The sequence below is a fragment of the Candidatus Omnitrophota bacterium genome (assembly GCA_014728045.1).
Lineage (GTDB): Bacteria > Omnitrophota > Gorgyraeia > Tantalellales > Tantalellaceae > WJMH01.
The window spans coordinates 32,272-49,242 of sequence record WJMH01000024.1 but is presented as its reverse complement, the minus strand read 5'-3'; the positions used below and the strand labels follow the sequence as shown (position 1 = coordinate 49,242).

Sequence of the window (16,971 nt, the reverse complement as noted above, 5' to 3'; positions counted from 1 at the left end):
CGTCATTGATGCGATCCTCGGCGTCTCCCTGCTCGTAGGCGTGCCGTTGCTTTTATATCATGCGCTCCGTCTGGGCGCGGCCGTCATGATCACAATGAGACCCCGTCATCGCGTGATCGCAGAGCTGGCCCTGGGCGGGGTCTTGATAGGCACGGGTCTGGACCTGGGGTTCGGCTCGGTTCTACCGAGCGCGGCGGCGTATTTTGCTTCTCCTCTTCTTTGCAGCGTGGGCGCGTGTTTTGCGGCCTTCGCTGTTCATGAGATGGTTAAAAGCGCCTTCTCCGAAAAAGATGACAGGAGGGAGGAAGATACCCCCAACCTCGGATCGGCCAATTCATACGACCTGGCGTCCCACGAACTATTGAGGGAACACCTTAAAGACGCCCGGCAGTACCAGGTATGGGGTGAGTCCGTTCGGGGAGCCGTATATTCGGACTATTATCACACAAGGCTCCTGGACAGCGGCATAAGGCTTCCTGAAGACTGTAATCTCATCCTGATAAAACACGATCATGGCGTTACAGGTTCCATCCAGCAGAGGTTCCTCTATCTTGACAGGTTTGCTGACAAATGGATCTTTTCACACGCGGGCACCAGAGGCGGCAAGGGCAAGTTCGTTTACCTGACCGAAGAGGCTTTTCATCTGCTGACGCACAATGTCAACATGTATCCAAAGCGCCGCGCCTTCCTGGAAAGATTGCTTGAGCAAGAATACTCGCACGCCAGCGCCAAACTGGAGGGCCGGTGGAAGAGCGATCCCCACAGATACACTGACCCCACGCTCAGCCGGTATGTAATCGACAAGTTCATGTTAAATCAGATGCGTCTGGCCGAACCGGCTGCACGGAGCATATCGGAGACGTGGCATATCACCTCTTCCATCATAGAATATTTCATAGACTCCAGTTTAAGAGGGCTCGCCTCCGCGCGGACCGAAGCGAAACTGAGAAAGGAAGCGCAGGAGGCGCGGGATCTTGCCAGGATATGCCGGGTCATTCTTGAAAGACCGGCGGGTTCTTTCGGGGGACAGGAGACAGTGCTCCGTGAGATAAAAACCCTTGTGAGGTTCAATATCGCCCAGACGCGCTCAAAAATTAATTTTATGGAGCAGCTTAAAGAAGAGTTGCCGGAGGATGTTGTCCGGTCAGATGAGTTCGAGGACCTTTTGGGTTTTATGAGGAAGAACCTTGACCAGGCGCGAAGGTTCCTTGGCGTGATTGATGATGAAAGAGGGCTTTACGAGAACGTGGACCTGGAGAGCCTCGCCGGGGAAGCGATGAGCATGCTCAAGTCGATGAAAGCGTTCGAGAACACAGAGATCGTCTTCAACTCCGGGGGCGCCGAAGAGAGGGTAATAGCCGATGGGTATCGTCTCAGGTGGGAATTTCTGGCAGCGGTATTGGAGCAGTTCGATACTCTCCCCTCCGGTAAAGGGAGAATAGAAGTAAGCTGCCTGCCGGACCCCTCAAAAGACGGGGTTAGCTTTACCGCGGACAATCCGCTCCGAAGAGCGGAATGGGCCGAGGGCATAAAGAGGAAATGCACGGAACTCAACGGGGCTTTTTACCACCATATCCGTAAAGAGTACAGAAGGGATCTCGGCTCCTGTTTTGCCGGCTGTTATGTTCTTTCACGGGTCCTTGCCGAAGAGACCGGACTTCCCCTGGGCGGGGATTCGCCTGACAGGATCGAGATAGAAGTGGGAGAGGGGCCTCAGCTTGACCTTCTTAAAGGGATAGCCGCGGAGGTGCCTTCCACGCACGCGTGGATAGCTCTCTGGCGCAAGGGGAAAAGAGCTCTGCTGATAGATCCGGCCAGGGGCCAGTATGATGCGATCCATTCCGGAAATATATTCGTGGGGGATTACGCCGATTCTCTGGAGAAGATGCGTCTTAAACCCCCGGATGAGATCCAGGATAAGGGAGCTTACAGGAGCATAGAAGATATCCTTACCGGTTCGGCGGAAAAGGAAAAACTGCGGGAGATGGCCGGACACGTTCTTGAGGATGCCGCGCTTATACGGAAGATAGAAAGCAGGCTGGATATCCGGGGGAACCAGACCGATTTCGGCATCAGCGGATGGGAACTTCTGGTGAGCCGGCGTAACCTCAGGCGGATTATCGAAAAGACTGCTTTTTCCGTTGGCGAGATCAAGAGAGAAGCCGAAAGAGGCTACCGCAAGGAAGTGTACGCCGAGTGCGAGGACGAAGCCAGCGGACAGGCTTTTTCTTTTGTCCTGGATATATATTATGTAGCCGGCCAGATCGAACTTATTGTGAAGATACCGGTTAGGGACCTTGCCAGGGTCTATTGCTTTAAGAAGCCCGAGGGAGAGGATATGCTGTTCTTATGCAAGACGAAGGTCTCCCTGAAAGAGGAAAGATCCGGAGAAAGCACCGGAGGCGGCAAACACGGAGAAATATCCGAACGCGGCGGACCCGTCCTGAGCGATCCTGATCTGGCCGATGAGGCTGTATCCGCGACTTTAAGGGCGCTTGATGTCCAGCCGAAAGCATCCGACTGGCGCACGGAAGACGGGGTCAGTATCTATACCCTGCCCGCGCATGAACTTGCTGAAAGGGAAGCAAGGGTGGTCTATGATCTTTCAGGCGAGGAGGAGTTCCGCGGCCGGGTTTCGCTTGTGAGGTATAAAGGCATTTATGCCGGTCTGGTGTGGACGGATCAGCAAGGGCGGTCAAAGATTTTGGACCTTGCGGCATACCGGGAAGACCTTTCCGGGGAAACCCACGGCCAGATCGATCATCTCCTGAGAGAGAAATTCCCCGGTTCTGAAAAGATGCGGAAATGCACTTATTCATACGCGGTTTTCAACAACTGGGGCGGGCTTATCGAGATCTGCCCGGTCATACCTTCATCGGACAAATACCTGGTGCCTGTCAGGATAGAACGCATCGCATTGCTGCCCGGCGTTTATAACGGCGTTCACCCCTCCAGCGAAATAAGCGCAAGAGCTACCGGGAATTTCGCGGAAAAAGGAAAGAAGGTTCTTGTGGTCGGATGCGGTAAAGGCCTTGAAGCGCGCATAGCCGCTTCTAAAGGGGCCCGGGTGGACGCGGTGGATATGCTTGAACTTGCGGTTGAAGATACGAAATTAACCTGCCGCAACGCGGGTTACCAGCAGGTACACGCGTTCAAAAACCATCTTTTGACGGGGCTGGGCGAGTATGACCTTATCATATTCAACATGCCCCATGTTTCCGGTCCCCTATGGGACAAGAGCCCATCCCCTTACGAGCACAGTAATGTAACTGATTTCGGCGGGGCTCTGTTGAAGGAGATAATTAACACCCTTCCCGGGCACCTTGCTCCGAAAGGGAAAGCCGTGCTGGTCAACAGCGAGTTCTCCCGCGTGGAGGATCTTGTTGCCCAGAGAGAGGATCTGTCGGTGACCTCGGACTTCTTTGGAGTACCCGGTTCTTCCAAAGCGTTCATAATTACCCGCGAGCCGAAAGGACAAGGCGCTATCGGCATGCTGAGATTTCCCGCTCCTTACGGGCACGTTCAGGGAATAGAGGAGAAGTTGAGCAGGCTCATCGACAAGTTTTGCCGGGCGCACGAAGATGATGCCTCGACGGTCATACCAGAGAAAGAGATCAACTGGCCCGCGGTGAACGCCTACCTCAGGCAGAGAGAGCTTCCGGTATGCGCAAGAGAGGACAGGCCCCTCGTGCATGTTCTGGATGTCGCCTCCGCTGAGGGCAGAGGACTTTTCGGGTTCCCCCTGGAGCCGGGCTGTGAACAGTTCGCCGAACTTCTGCCGGTTGTCTCCTATATCGCTGAAAAGGACGGGAAACTGCATATTTTCATGACCAGCGCCTTTTACGAGGATTATCTGGAACTAGCCCATGTGAGAGAGACCCAGAGCAAAAGGGCCCTGAGGGTCATAAGGCTGGCGGAGATACTAGATCACGAAATATACGAGAATTCGGCGGAGGTCCTTGCCTATCCCGAACAGAAGCGCCACCATTTGGCGGCTTTACATGCACGCCACTTTATTCCCCGGGGACAGAAGTTAAGCGCTTACCATAAATGGGCACTGGACAACCTGGCCCTTACCGAGAACGGGCGAGAGCATATCATGCTCATGCTGGACGAGGAAAGGCCCGAGCCGGCGCAGGAGCGCCAGAAACAGTACGAAAAGGATTTTTACCAGTACGCCAAAAGCGTTCTTCCCCGCGAGAAATACCCGGATGACGTGCAGCGCCTCGCGCATCACCTTTTACGGGTCTACCGGCACGGGGATGTTGACGCTTTCCGCCAGCTTTGCGACAACGCAGGGGTAGATCACGAGCGCCTGAACAAGAGGATTGAAGAGGAAGAGAAAAAACACGTAATGAACGCGGTGGAAGGCTTTTCCGCCGATACGGTCATAACCGAGACCAGTGAGACGGATGTCGAGATCGACAGATCCAAATATATCGTTCGCAAGTTGCTTAAGAACAAATACGCCGAATTCATCTGGGATGTCTTCATGAAGACGGAACACGGCCCCGCGTGCATGGACCTTTTTATAACTCTTTACACAGAACACGGGGAAGATATCCTCTATGATGAGAAGTTAACGCCGGCGATAGAATTCGCCTACAGGGCGATGTTATCGTACGAAGGTATCGAGGTGGACAGGTCAAGGCCCGAGACGGATGTAGTCGCCGGGATGGTGTTGGATTATGTTGAACAGCTGGGCCTTCTGGGCAGTTACCTTACCGCGCAGGAGCGCCTGGGAGGGCTTATTGCTGATTTTACTATAATAGACGGACGCATATACCAGGAGAGGGTCACGCCCCTTACGGTGTACCTTCAGCATCTAATCGGGGGAACGGGCGAGTTCGAGGACCTCAGGGACAAGTCCTTCGCCAACAAGGTGAAGATCGGCTGGGACGTTCTGGAAAAATACATTTGCTGTATGCGCGAGGTGGCGAAGCGCGGGGCGATAATCACCAATGTCAAGCTCACCAATTTCGGTATTCGCGATAACGGCGAGGTCGTGCTTTTCGATCTGGGAAGGTCGTCCTTGGAATGGTACGACAGGAATTACATGGGGCTGGATTTCGCCAGGAGCCTGCTGAACACGAAGATAGCCATGGACGCCAGGCGGCTTGAGAACCTGAACGCCGAAGGTGTAGTCGAGGAGACAGGCGTGAGGGAGGATTTTACCGACCGGACCGAGGCGGGCGAGATTCAGAAGGAGCTTGCCAGGATATGGGCAGAGCTCATCAGCGCAAGACCTGTCGCGGCGGATGATAGCGAAGCTCTCAAGCGTCTTGACGGGAGGAACTTTACAAGGAGCATCATGTCTCTCTTTCCCACCAAAGATGAGGACGCAAAGCGCGAGCACAGGCGGATCACGTTCATACCCAATGACATAGCCGCAGAAGAGATACTGCAGATAATCATGAAACATATTGTGGAAAACCGCGGAAGGGAGAACGCGAATAGACCTCCGAAGGGGTCCATACGCGGCCTTTTCAGTTATTTATGCGATAAGGGCATTACCGGTCCGGATACCGCTCTGGAAGGGGAAGAGATCGCCGACAGTATGGATCTTAAGTTTTCGACCGTGGAGTATGACCTCAGGGCACTTTATTATCACCTTCGTCTTATCGAGAAAGTCGACGCTAAAAAGACCGGCAGGAAGGCCGCATATTATGTGCCGGAGAGGGTGAGGAATAAACGCGAACTGATCCTGCCCGTACTGGCCGCCTTTACCGGCAGCTGGCTCAGGCCCAGGGCGTCTCTACTGGATGAAGTTCATAACAACAGGATAGAGCCGCTCCTTTCCGGCGAGGACAGGGCAAGGTACTCCCCCCGCAGCAGGGACGGCAGACCCCCGGTGATCCTTCTTTTGGGTCGCGCTGGTTCCGGAAAGACCACGCTGGGCAGGTCCCTGGCGAAAGAGCTGAGAGTGCCCCATGTTTCCCTCGGGAGCCTGATAAACCGCCAGAGGTCGCTTGGGCACAGGCTTGGCCGCGAAAAGCTTTCAGATAACGGTTATGTTTACGGCAAGCTTCTCGCCGAGGAGCTTAAAATGCATTATGTTGACGGGGGGCTTGTGATAGACGATTCCCCCAGAACGGCGGATTCTGTGGATGCTTTAAAAAAGGTGCTCGCGGAAGCGGGCCTGGGGCTTGAGGCGATAATAGAGCTTTCGGTGAGCGCTAAAACCGCCGATAGCAGGGTATTGCATAGGTCCGACAAAGAGGCAAGGCCCTGGGATAAAAAGAAATACGTGCGGGCAGGAAGGCTCCGGATGCACCGGGAGTTCGCGCTGCCGCAGATCGCCAGATGGCGCGAAAAAGGGCAGGTTCTTACTCTTGACGCCGAGGCCGAGCCATGGTTGCTCGAAGCCAGGGCGCTGGGCAAACTGAAGGAAAAAGGTGTTGTCGCGATCTCTGAGCGGACTCTTCCGGCGAGAAGTCAGCGGAGACTTATCGGTCAGGTGAGAGTAGCCGGAGAGAAGATAATGATACAGTCCACCATGATAGGGGACGATTACAGCTCCATTGAACTTACCAATGACCGGGGAGAACGAATAGGTTTCTTTTATGTTATGACCGGCCGTGAGGACGATACCCTTTTTGGTTCTTCCCGCGGCATACGGGGCATATACGTGAAACCCGAATACAGGGGCATGGGCCTGGCAAAGAAAATGATAGAATCCTATTTCGGGGTGTTCGGGGCGGTGGACCTTCTTCTTGACGAGGTCATGAACCCGGTGCTGATCCATCTTGCCAAGAATTATCTCGGTTTTGTAGCGGTGGATCCGTTACCGGAAAACAGGGTATATCTTGATCTTGCGCATGGGGAAGGCGAAAAACCCAGGATATGGATACCCGATGCTTACCTGAGGCTTTGCTATGATACCGGTCCGGCGGAAACAATGCGCGGACAGTTCAAATCCCTGCGGGAGGAGCCGGATGACCTTGACCGTTTCGAACAGGTCTATTTCAATACATTTTATAAGCGCGCGAGTGCCGTGAGCGAAAGTGATAAAGCGCGGCTTGACTGGGTCGAGAACACGCCGGGGATCTCTCCCGCATCATTACAGGGAGTGGACGCGGTAATAACGGATTTTGACGGTGTCGACAGGGACCACTCCCGGGAAGTGGTGACCGATGATGTGATCGAAGCCAAAAGGGAGATGTCAAAAAGGGGCGTGCGCAGTATTACCATAACCGGTCTTGACAGGAAAAGGCTGTTTGAGCGAATCGGAGGGTCCGGAAGGGCCGGGAGGATGAGCGAAGCCTCCGAATATATCGTGCTTAACTGCTCGGGTGCCACCGGCCATCTCGTGTCGAAGGACGGTCGGATAAGGCCCCTGGAAGGATTCAGCAAAGCTCGCCTGGGCGATGATGCGACCGCGGGAGAACTTGAGCGTATCGCGGCAGAAGCACTTCTTTCTGCCTGCCTGGAGGAAGGGCTCGCAAGAGAAGCGGCAGACGATATCGAGATATGGACGCGTCCCGAACAAGTCACCATCTCAACGAGGAAAGATGCCCGGGTCAACGCTCTTCGCAACAGGATAGCGGGCCTTATTCGGAAACGTCTTCTCCACGAGGGTTTTCCGACGGCCATAGAGGTTTCCGTGTCGGCCGGTGCGGTAGATATAACAGCCACGTCAAAAGGGCTAAGCGCGATACAGATGATAAAGCTTCTCAGGCTCGAGAAAGTCGTGATAGTGGGGGATTCGGTGGGGACCTCCGCTGAGCCGGGCAACGACAGGAGCCTCCTGACCTTGACGAAGAGGGATCTTAAGGAGGCCGGGGTCGACTGGCCAGTAGAGATCATACCGGTATATGTCGGTTCCGAGGAAAACTGCAGCCTGCCCGACAATGTCCTGTGCGCGCCGTCGGGCGGGAAGGAATATCACGCCGCTTTAGGATTGTATAGGGCCATCTCCAGGGCTCAGGATGAGCTTGTGCGCGATGAGATCGCCAGGGAAAGGTCCATGAGGATATGGGGCCCCATTGACAGGAGGAAACTCACCCGGTGGCTTGAGATATGGAAAAGGGTCCAAGGCGTGCCAGATGAAGTGGGGCTAAGACGCCTTTCGAGAACGTCAGCCGACCGGACGCTCTCTTTCAGTATCGGGAAAGACAGCGGCGTTATCACTTTTGACGTTGTCAAGGACCTTGAGAGCGGCAGAAAGAGGCTCCTGGTGATCGGCGAACAGCTTGACGAGGGGCTAAGGCGGGGGAGGCTCATGTCGCTCATGCACCTTTACCTTGTTCAGCTTTACGATGTGGACGAGGTGTATCACGAGAGGATGAACCCGGAATACGGCGAGAAATTCTTCAGGGGTCTTGAAAACTCGGGCATATACAGCCGTATAAATTTTGAGGGGGAAGGAGATGGCGTGAAATACCGTTCCGGAACGGGTGAGGTTAACAGGTTCCTTGTCCGTCATCTTGTCGAAGATGAGCGGGCTCTTGAAAAGTTCCTTGCAAAAGAAGACCCCGGCCGCGGATGGGAAGGTCTGCCGAATGAGATCTATACGCCCGAGATAAAAGAGGCTTTCCGAACTGGAAGGTTTTTCGCGGTGCGTTATCGAGAAGGCAGGTTCGAGTTTGCTGAGACTGCCCTTAAGGGGGGAATTTCCCAAATGCCCGAGGCCAGTGGCGAAGAGCTGGCGATACTCGACCAGCTATATCCCCGGTTGATCAAACCGCACCAGGAACTATTAAAACATCTGGATATAGTTTTCTTTGAAGGAGAGAGAGTGGGCCACTATTCGCTCTCGCGCGAGCAGATATACATAAATGCCCGGTTACTTAAAAAGCCCAGGCCGCTCAAACGGGTAATATGCCATGAGATCGATGAAAGGGCTTATGTTATTAAAGGTATGGACAAGTTCGATCCCGACTGGAGAGAAAAGCGCGGCCGGGAACGCATTGAAGAAAGGATAAACGAACTTGCCCGGGAGAAGCACAGAAAGCTCAAGTCATCCGAGGGAGGATACCTGTTAAGAGCAGCGGAAGAGTTTCTGGACGAAAAGAAGCATCCTGTTATACGGGTCTCTTCTTTCAGGGAGCTCCTCAAGAGGGTCATGGGCAACAGGGAAAAGATAGACGGCATAGATTTCGGAGCCGGCTCCGGCGATAAGACACGGGATGTAATGCAGCTTCTGGAAAGCCTATACCCAAAGGTGAGTTTCACGGGAGTGGACAGTTCCGATATCCGCGCCAAGGTCGCCATCTCCCGGGGGATACCAGTGGTGCCTCTCAGCGTCGAGGAATATATGCGGTCGGGGCTGTTTAAAAGCGGCAAGGATATAGTAACGATGTTCAGCGTGTATCCCCCTGTTTTGGCTGAATTCATCGATGCGGCTAAATGGGCCATTTCCAAGGATGGTATCATCATAATCGCCCTGGGCGAACAGGACATGATGGACCTGATCAAGGGGGACAAGGTATACGGTGCGGTAGATGCCGACCAGGTCTGGTCGATTCTTTCGGATTTTGAACTGGTAAGGTTCTCCGACACCCTGGACTGGCCGCAAGGTGACAGCTCCATGGCGTTGAACCCCTACGCGTTCGTGTATATGCCCGGCAGAAAGATCTCCTCGGTAATGGGAATTGACCGGGTGAAGATCTCGCCGCCTCCGGAATACTCGAACCTCGCCGAATACGGCGAGTGGCTTGAAGAAGAGGTTCTTGGTGAGGAGCCGGCCGGGAATATCCGCCCGGCGAGTGATGCCGACCGTGAAGCGGTAAAAGACCTTTCAAGGCGCATCAACCCGCCCGGTTATTCCGATGGAGCCGCTTCGTGCATTTCCGGTAAAGGACCTTGCCTGGTCAAAGTATACGAAGAGGACGGTAAAGTTCTCGGATATATCTGGTTCAGCCATTCCGATGATAAGCAAAAGATGCAGATAGAGGAGATAGCCGTCAGCCAGGCGGCCGAAGGAAGGGGAATAGCTTCTCATTTACTGGCCGATGTCATAAGCCAGGGGCTTCGTTCGGGGATACGCACATATCTTACGCAGATAAAAATAACTGGAGATAGGTCTTTTTCTCTTTTCAAGAAGTTCGGGTTCAGGTGGGCCGGCGGCCGCCAGTCCAGGTCCAATGCCATAGAGTACAGGCTGGAACTTGCCGCCGAAGAACTTCTCTGGAAAACCGAGATCGCCGATCCCCGGCTGGAGAAAGAGGTCTATGCCGCGGGTCTGGACCTCAGCCGCGTAATGGCCCGGATGAAAAAGGCCTTCGGCGGCAGGGCCAAGAGTATCGAGGACGTCCTTAACGAGATATTGCTCAACATGACCGAATACACGCGCGGAGGCTATATAAAGCTGTATGCTGAGCGGGATGATAAGGATGATATCAAAAGCGTCAAGATCTTATCAAAAGACAGGGGCGAGGGTCTTCCGGATAAACCGGATGATCTTTTGGAAAAAAGCCTCCTCAGGCGCGAGAGTGCCGGCAGGGGCATGGGCTTTCCCAAAATAGCGCTGGAGCCCGACGAAGCAGTGATAGAATGCAGCAACACCAGATGGGTGAGGCGTGCCGAACCGGGCGGATCAGGCCGCTGGTTCATGGATGAGGGAAGAAGCGATGTCAGATACGGTACAAGGTACACTCTTGTGTATGACCTGGCCAGGGAGCAGGAATACAGGACCATAGGGAAAAAGAAGATAGAATCCGGGGACGTCATCGTTCCCGATGAGTTCAACGAAGTTTCCGTGAATATGCGCGGTAAAATACCGGCAGCTTCTTACTGGCCGGTCAAGCACATCCAACGGGCCTGCAAGGGGATTCTCAGGTCACTCCCGGAAGCGGAGATGGTGATCATTGGAGAGGGCGGCGACAGAACCGTCAATACCCATGTTACATCCATAGAGATGCTCGACATCCTCCAGTCTCACACCTCCTCTGACGGGACCTGTTCGGTGGATGTGCTGGTAAGAGGCCCTTATCCGGCATCGGCGCTTCTGCGGGCTGAACGTGAACTTGAAAAGGCCGCGGACAAGGCTTTTCCCGAACAGAGGCGCACTGGCTCCGAATGGACTTCTCCGGCCGGGGAATTCACCGAACAGATCATCGCCAAAGCCTTTGAAGCTTCCCGGCGGGGGCAAAAGATCATTATAGGTATCGACACCAGCTGGATACCGCTCGAGCAGGGAATCCAGCCCCTTGTTAGCGAAGTGTGCAGGTTATCGCGCAGGGAGGGCCTTGAGAACATAATATTCGTAAGGGAGAGGTCCAGTGAACTGGCCGGACGTGTGGTCCTGGAAGCCGAGAAGAGTTCCACATCCCTGTCAAACGTGATAATACTGGCTCCCGAACAGGCCATACGCTCGGAAGAGTTCGATCCATTGAGGAGCACCTCTTCCAGCAAAAAGGCGTTCCTGGCGGGTGTGGACGCCCGGGAACTTACAGGATCGAGCTATGTGGCTCTTCTGGAAATGCTCACGCTGGCCGTAAAGCTGGCTTTCGGGGAGACGGTCTCATCCGACCGGTCGGTGATGGGAGCCGAGCGCATAGGTCCCAGGACGTGGATCTTCATACCCAAGGCAAAGCCCATGGACTTTGAAATGCAAAAAGCCGTTTACCACGCCCAGTTACAGGCGCTTATCGCGGCCTAATCATGAAAAGGCCCGGCTTACTGAAAGCCGGGCCTTTGGGTTATATTTGGTTGCGGGGGACGGAATCGAACCGCCGACCTTGAGGTTATGAGCCTCACGAGCTACCCCTGCTCCACCCCGCGTCGTTAATTCAATAGAGTGAGTGATTATAACAGATAAACCCTTGGCAGGCAAGATTTTTTTACTGATAGTACCGGACCCGTCAGCTTACAGGGCGCTATTTCCGCATATGGTATAACAATTGACAGGGGGTATTATATATGCTATAAAAAATATCTCTGGATTCAGCCCTTTATCATTTTCACATAAAAGCAGGAGAAGAACATGATAGAAAGATATTCGCGTCCGGAAATGTCCAGGATATGGACCGACGAGAACAAATTCCGCAAGATGCTGGAAGTCGAGATACTCGCCTGCGAAGCGTTCGCGAAACTCGGCGAGATACCCAGGGACGCGGTCAAGGTCATAAGGGAGAAGGCCGATATAGACCCCAAGCGCATCAAGGAGATAGAAGAGGTGACCAACCATGACGTGGTCGCCTTTATTAAGAACGTTTCCGAGAACGTCGGGGAAGAAGCGAAGTATTTCCACTACGGCCTTACTTCCAGCGACGTGCTTGACACGTCTCTTTCGGTGATGATGGTCGAAGCGATCGATATCATCGAAAAGAACCTGGGAACGTTCATTGACGTTCTCAGGGAAAAAGCTTTGGAGCACAAGATGACGCCCATGATGGGCAGGTCACACGGGGTCCATGCCGAGCCCATTTCCTTCGGGCTGAAACTCGCCGTGTACTACAAGGAAATGCAGCGTAATCTCCAGAGGGTGCGCAGTGCAAGGGAGACCATAGCCGTAGGACAGATGTCCGGAGCGGTGGGCACTTTCGCGAACGTCGACCCCTACGTCGAGGAATACGTCTGCAAGAAACTCGGCCTGAAACCGGCCGGTGTATCCAGCCAGGTCATACAGCGCGACAGGCACGCATACTACCTGAACGTTCTGGCGATAACAGGCGCGACCCTGGAGAAGATAGCCCTCGAGATCAGAGGCCTGCAGAAGACCGAGATAGGCGAGGTCCAGGAATATTTCGCGAAGGGCCAGACCGGTTCTTCCAGCATGCCACACAAGAAGAACCCCATAATATGCGAACGGATAGTTGGGATGGCAAGGCTCCTCAGGGGCAACGCCATGGCAGCGCTTGAGAACGTTGCGCTGTGGCACGAGAGGGATATATCACATTCCTCGGTGGAAAGGGTGATAATACCCGATTCGACGATACTTCTCGATTACATGCTTTCCAAGGCCATCCCCCTTATCGAGAAACTGGTGGTCAACGAAGAAAAAATGATGGAGAATATCGGCCATACCCAGGGTCTCATACATTCACAGCACATCATGCTCGAGCTCATCAGGCACGGCGCCACGCGCATGGAAGCCTACGAGATCGTCCAGAAGTGCGCGCTGGAAGCCCACAATACCGGCAGGGATTTCAAGCAGCTTATACTTGATGACGGGAAGATGAACGAGTACATGTCGCCGGAAGAGATAGAGGGCTGTTTCAGTCTGGAATATCATCTCGACCAGATCGACAAGATCTTCAAGAACATAGGTCTGTAAATATATGCCAGCAAAACGCAAGCTCACGTATAAACGATCCGGTGTCGATATCGACAGGGCAAACCGCCTTGTCGGTACGATAGGGAAAATGGTCAATTCGACCCAGGTTCCCGGATGCATGGGAAGTGTCGGGGGTTTCGCGGGTCTGTTCGATCCCAAAAAGACCGGGATAAAGAATCCGGTCCTCGTCTCCTCCACCGACGGGGTGGGCACCAAGCTCAAGGTGGCGCAGCTTGCCGGGGTGCATTCGACCATCGGGATCGATCTTGTCGCCATGTGCGTTAACGATGTAATCTGCATGGGGGCCAGACCTCTTTTTTTTCTGGACTATTTCTCAACGGGCAAACTCCAGGACAGGCAGCTTGCGGACATCATCCGGGGTGTGGTAAAAGGCTGCCGCGAGGCCGGGTGCGCCCTCCTCGGGGGAGAGACCGCCGAGATGCCCGGGGTCTATCCCAAAGGTGAATATGACCTGGCCGGCTTCTGTGTGGGCGCGGTCGACAGGAAAAAGATCATTGACGGAAAGAGGATAAAACCCGGCAATGTGGTTTTGGGCATAGCATCCAGCGGTTTTCATTCCAACGGTTATTCCCTCGTAAGGAAAGCGTTTAACAAGGCGCAGCTGCGCAAGCACGCCAGAATGCTTCTTAAGCCCACTACCATTTACGTTAAGCCGGTCCTGGAGCTGGTGCGGCGCTCTTCGGTGAACGGCATAGTCCATATAACAGGAGGGGGCTTCTATGACAATATACCCCGGGTGCTTCCCGAAGGCGCCAAGGCGGTTATTGACAGAGGAAGCTGGAAAGCTCCCCGGGTGTATGATCTATTGCGTGATAACGCGGACATCCCGGAGAAGGAGCTTTACCGCACTTTCAACATGGGTATAGGAATGACGCTCATACTTTCGCAAAAGGAAGTGGCAAAGGCTCAGAGGCTTATCAAGAAGCATGGTCTGAAGAGCTGGATCATAGGCGATATCGTAAAAGGCGACCGCGAAGTAGAGATACATTAGTCCTACAGGAGGAAAGATAAATGAACATACTGGTAATAGGTTCGGGTGGAAGGGAACACGCTTTATGCTGGAAACTCAGGCAGAGCCCTCTGGTCAAAGAGATTTACGCCTCACCGGGGAACGGGGGTACCGCCCTGGAAGGTGTCAACGTGGACATCAACCTCACCGAACACCAGAAAGTGGCGGATTTCTGTAAAGAAAAGAATATAGACCTCGTGGTCGTGGGGCCCGAAGCGCCTCTTGCGGTCGGGATAGTGGATAATCTCGAGAAGGAGGACATCAGTGTTTTCGGACCCTCCTACGCCGCGGCAAGGCTCGAATCCAGCAAGATCTTCGCCAAGGAACTGATGGGCAGATATAATATACCTACCGCTTCTTTCCGTATATTCGATGATTTCGAGAAGGCCGAGGAACACATCCGTTCTGTGGGAGCGCCCATAGTGGTCAAGGCCTACGGGCTTGCCGCCGGCAAAGGCGTGATCGTCGCCGAAGACGTTAACACGGCGGTAAATGCCGCGCGTGAGATGCTTGTGGAGAAAAAGTTCGATTCCGCCGGGAGCAGGATCATAGTCGAAGAGTGCCTGCGCGGGGAGGAGGCGTCCATACTGGTGCTCACCGACGGGGAGAACATAGTGCCTCTTGCCACAAGCCAGGACCATAAACGGGCGAATGACGGGGATACTGGACCCAATACGGGCGGGATGGGGGCGTATTCACCGGCACCGGTGATAGACGATGCGCTTTTCGAAAAGGTGATGGAGATCATCATACTTCCTACGATCGAAGCCCTGAAAAAAGAAGGCATCGTTTACAAGGGCGTGCTATACGCGGGGCTTATGATAACAGAAGACGGCCCGAAGGTCCTGGAGTATAACGTGCGTTTCGGGGACCCGGAGACACAGGCCATCCTGCCCAGGATGAAGTCGGATCTCGCTGAGCTTCTGGCTTCTTCCGCGATGGGCGAGCTTGCGGATAAGAGCGTCGAGTGGGAAGATGATGACTGCGTTTGCGTCGTACTGGCCTCGGGGGGATATCCGGGAGAGTACCAGAAAGGCAAGAAAATAACGGGGCTGGATGAAGCTCGCGGTGAAGGAGCGGTCATTTTCCACGCGGGTACCCGCAGGGAGGGAGAGGATCTTGTAACCTCCGGGGGAAGGGTGCTTGGGGTGGCAGGAAAGGGTTCGGGTATAAAGCAGGCGGTGGCCAATACCTACAGGGCCGTTGAGAGGATCCATTTTGACAGGATGCATTACCGCGGGGATATAGGCCACAGGGCGATTTCGCGGGTCAATGCCTGAAGACGAACAGAAAGGAAACCATATGAAAAAGAAACCACTGGTAAGTATAATCATGGGGAGTGATTCTGACCTCCCGGTCATGAGCGAGGCTTCCGGTGTTCTGGAGAAATTCGCCATCGGCCATGAAGTGAAGATACTCTCGGCGCATCGTTCGCCGGACAAGACGGCCTCTTTCGCGAAGTCCGCCAAGAAAAACGGCATCAAGGTTATCATAGCCGGCGCCGGAGGCGCGGCGCATCTGGCGGGAGTGGTCGCCGCTCACACGACATTGCCAGTAATAGGCGTTCCAATGGAAAGCAAGCTCGACGGTCTGGACTCGCTGCTTTCGACGGTACAGATGCCTTCGGGGGTTCCGGTGGCGACCGTTGCCATCGGCAAGGCCGGGGCGATCAACGCGGGGATACTGGCGGCGGAGATAATCGGGTTATCCAATTCCGCCGTAGCAAGGAAGATCCGAGACCACAAGAAACAGCTCGTACGCAAAATAGACGCTAAAAACCGCAAGATCGGCCAGTGATGAAGGATATACGGAAAATACTGTTCGTATGTACCGGGAACAGCTGCCGGAGCATAATGGCCGAAGCCTACATGCGAAAGCGCGTATCTGAAGAAGGCCTTCCCGTGGAAGTAAGGTCAGCCGGCACGATGGGCATCAACGGTATGTCGCCCTCCCCGCAGGCGGTAAAGGTCCTCTCCGACGAAGGGATGGACGCCGAAGACCTCAAATCCACGGGTCTTACCAGGGACTTGATAGAATGGGCCGACCTCATACTGGTCATGGAACCCATGCACAAGGTAAGGATCCTGGAGGAGGTCCCTGAAGCTGAGGGCAGGGTCCAGTACCTGGCAACCTTCGACCCGGATAAGAACGATGTGGTCATTCCTGACCCCATAGGAAGGCCTGTGGCTTTTTACAGGACTTCTTTTTCACTTATAAAAGGGGCAATAGAGGAGCTGATGAAATGGCTAAAAAAATAGCGATAGGAGCCGATCACGGCGGATACGATCTCAAGGAAAAGATCATAAAGCTCCTTAAGAGGTCGGGGCACCGCGTCGAGGACGTGGGCACTTATTCGCCCGAGTCCAGCGATTACCCGGTTTTCGGGTTCGACGCCGCGAAAAAGGTCTCCACCGGCAAGGCGGACAGGGGCATAGTGATATGTAAATCCGGGATAGGCATGTCGATAATAGCCAACAAGCTGCCCGGGGTGAGAGCTGCGCTGTGCCATACTGAGGAGGACGCGGTCTCATCGCGAAAGCACAATGACGCTAATGTTCTGGTCCTGTCCGCGACAAAGACGGGCGCGCGCCGGGCCGAACGCCTTACAAAACTTTGGCTCGGGACCAGGGCGCTCAGCGGCAGGCATGCCAGGCGGGTCGACCAGATAAAGAAGCTCGAGAAGAAAGTGTTCAAGAAGTTATAATTCCAGAGGAAAGGATAC

At 54.2% G+C, this 16,971-nt stretch carries 7 protein-coding genes and 1 tRNA gene; 7 read left to right on the top strand and 1 reads right to left on the bottom strand.

All coding sequences use genetic code 11. The features are described 5' to 3' along the window. Positions 1 to 11,602, top strand: an 11,602-nt coding sequence (locus GF409_08495) for a GNAT family N-acetyltransferase (GenBank protein MBD3427241.1), incomplete at its 5' end; no start/stop codon positions are given. A gap of 47 nt (positions 11,603 to 11,649) precedes the next feature. Here the strand turns inward: GF409_08495 and GF409_08490 are convergent. Next, positions 11,650 to 11,724: transfer RNA gene (locus GF409_08490), tRNA-Met, on the bottom strand. A 202-nt stretch (positions 11,725 to 11,926) separates the two neighbouring features. On the opposite strand from GF409_08490, the gene GF409_08485 reads away from it, so the two are divergent. From GF409_08485 to rpiB, 6 genes are read left to right on the top strand one after another with little or no spacing between them, the layout of a single operon-like run. Then, positions 11,927 to 13,219 (top strand): adenylosuccinate lyase, encoded by a 1,293-nt coding sequence (locus tag GF409_08485; protein MBD3427240.1) that lies wholly within the window; start codon positions 11,927 to 11,929, stop codon positions 13,217 to 13,219. Between the two features lie 4 nt (positions 13,220 to 13,223). Beyond that, complete coding sequence (locus tag GF409_08480) at positions 13,224 to 14,231, top strand: phosphoribosylformylglycinamidine cyclo-ligase (GenBank protein MBD3427239.1); 1,008 nt, start codon at positions 13,224 to 13,226, stop codon at positions 14,229 to 14,231. Positions 14,232 to 14,251: 20 nt separating this feature from the next. Next, entirely contained in the window at positions 14,252 to 15,529 is a 1,278-nt protein-coding gene (purD, locus tag GF409_08475) for a phosphoribosylamine--glycine ligase (GenBank protein MBD3427238.1), read from the top strand. Positions 15,530 to 15,551: 22 nt separating this feature from the next. After that, positions 15,552 to 16,046 (top strand): 5-(carboxyamino)imidazole ribonucleotide mutase, encoded by a 495-nt coding sequence (gene purE, locus GF409_08470; GenBank protein MBD3427237.1) that lies wholly within the window; start codon positions 15,552 to 15,554, stop codon positions 16,044 to 16,046. Next, positions 16,046 to 16,507 (top strand): low molecular weight protein arginine phosphatase, encoded by a 462-nt coding sequence (locus tag GF409_08465; GenBank protein ID MBD3427236.1) that lies wholly within the window; start codon positions 16,046 to 16,048, stop codon positions 16,505 to 16,507. The genes purE and GF409_08465 overlap by 1 nt, the downstream gene beginning before the upstream one ends. Next, positions 16,492 to 16,953 carry a ribose 5-phosphate isomerase B gene (gene rpiB, locus GF409_08460; GenBank protein MBD3427235.1) on the top strand — a complete coding sequence of 154 codons (462 nt, stop codon included), beginning with the start codon at positions 16,492 to 16,494 and terminating at the stop codon, positions 16,951 to 16,953. The genes GF409_08465 and rpiB overlap by 16 nt, the downstream gene beginning before the upstream one ends. Positions 16,954 to 16,971: the final 18 nt, after the last annotated feature.

What these genes read in the sequence shown, in the direction of transcription:
- purD (MBD3427238.1), top strand. Translation starts at nt 14,252, where the DNA reads ATGAACATACTGGTAATAGGTTCGGGTGGAAGGGAACACGCTTTATGC.
- GF409_08485 (MBD3427240.1), top strand. Translation starts at nt 11,927, where the DNA reads ATGATAGAAAGATATTCGCGTCCGGAAATGTCCAGGATATGGACCGAC.
- GF409_08465 (MBD3427236.1), top strand. Translation starts at nt 16,046, where the DNA reads ATGAAGGATATACGGAAAATACTGTTCGTATGTACCGGGAACAGCTGC.
- purE (MBD3427237.1), top strand. Translation starts at nt 15,552, where the DNA reads ATGAAAAAGAAACCACTGGTAAGTATAATCATGGGGAGTGATTCTGAC.
- GF409_08480 (MBD3427239.1), top strand. Translation starts at nt 13,224, where the DNA reads ATGCCAGCAAAACGCAAGCTCACGTATAAACGATCCGGTGTCGATATC.
- rpiB (MBD3427235.1), top strand. Translation starts at nt 16,492, where the DNA reads ATGGCTAAAAAAATAGCGATAGGAGCCGATCACGGCGGATACGATCTC.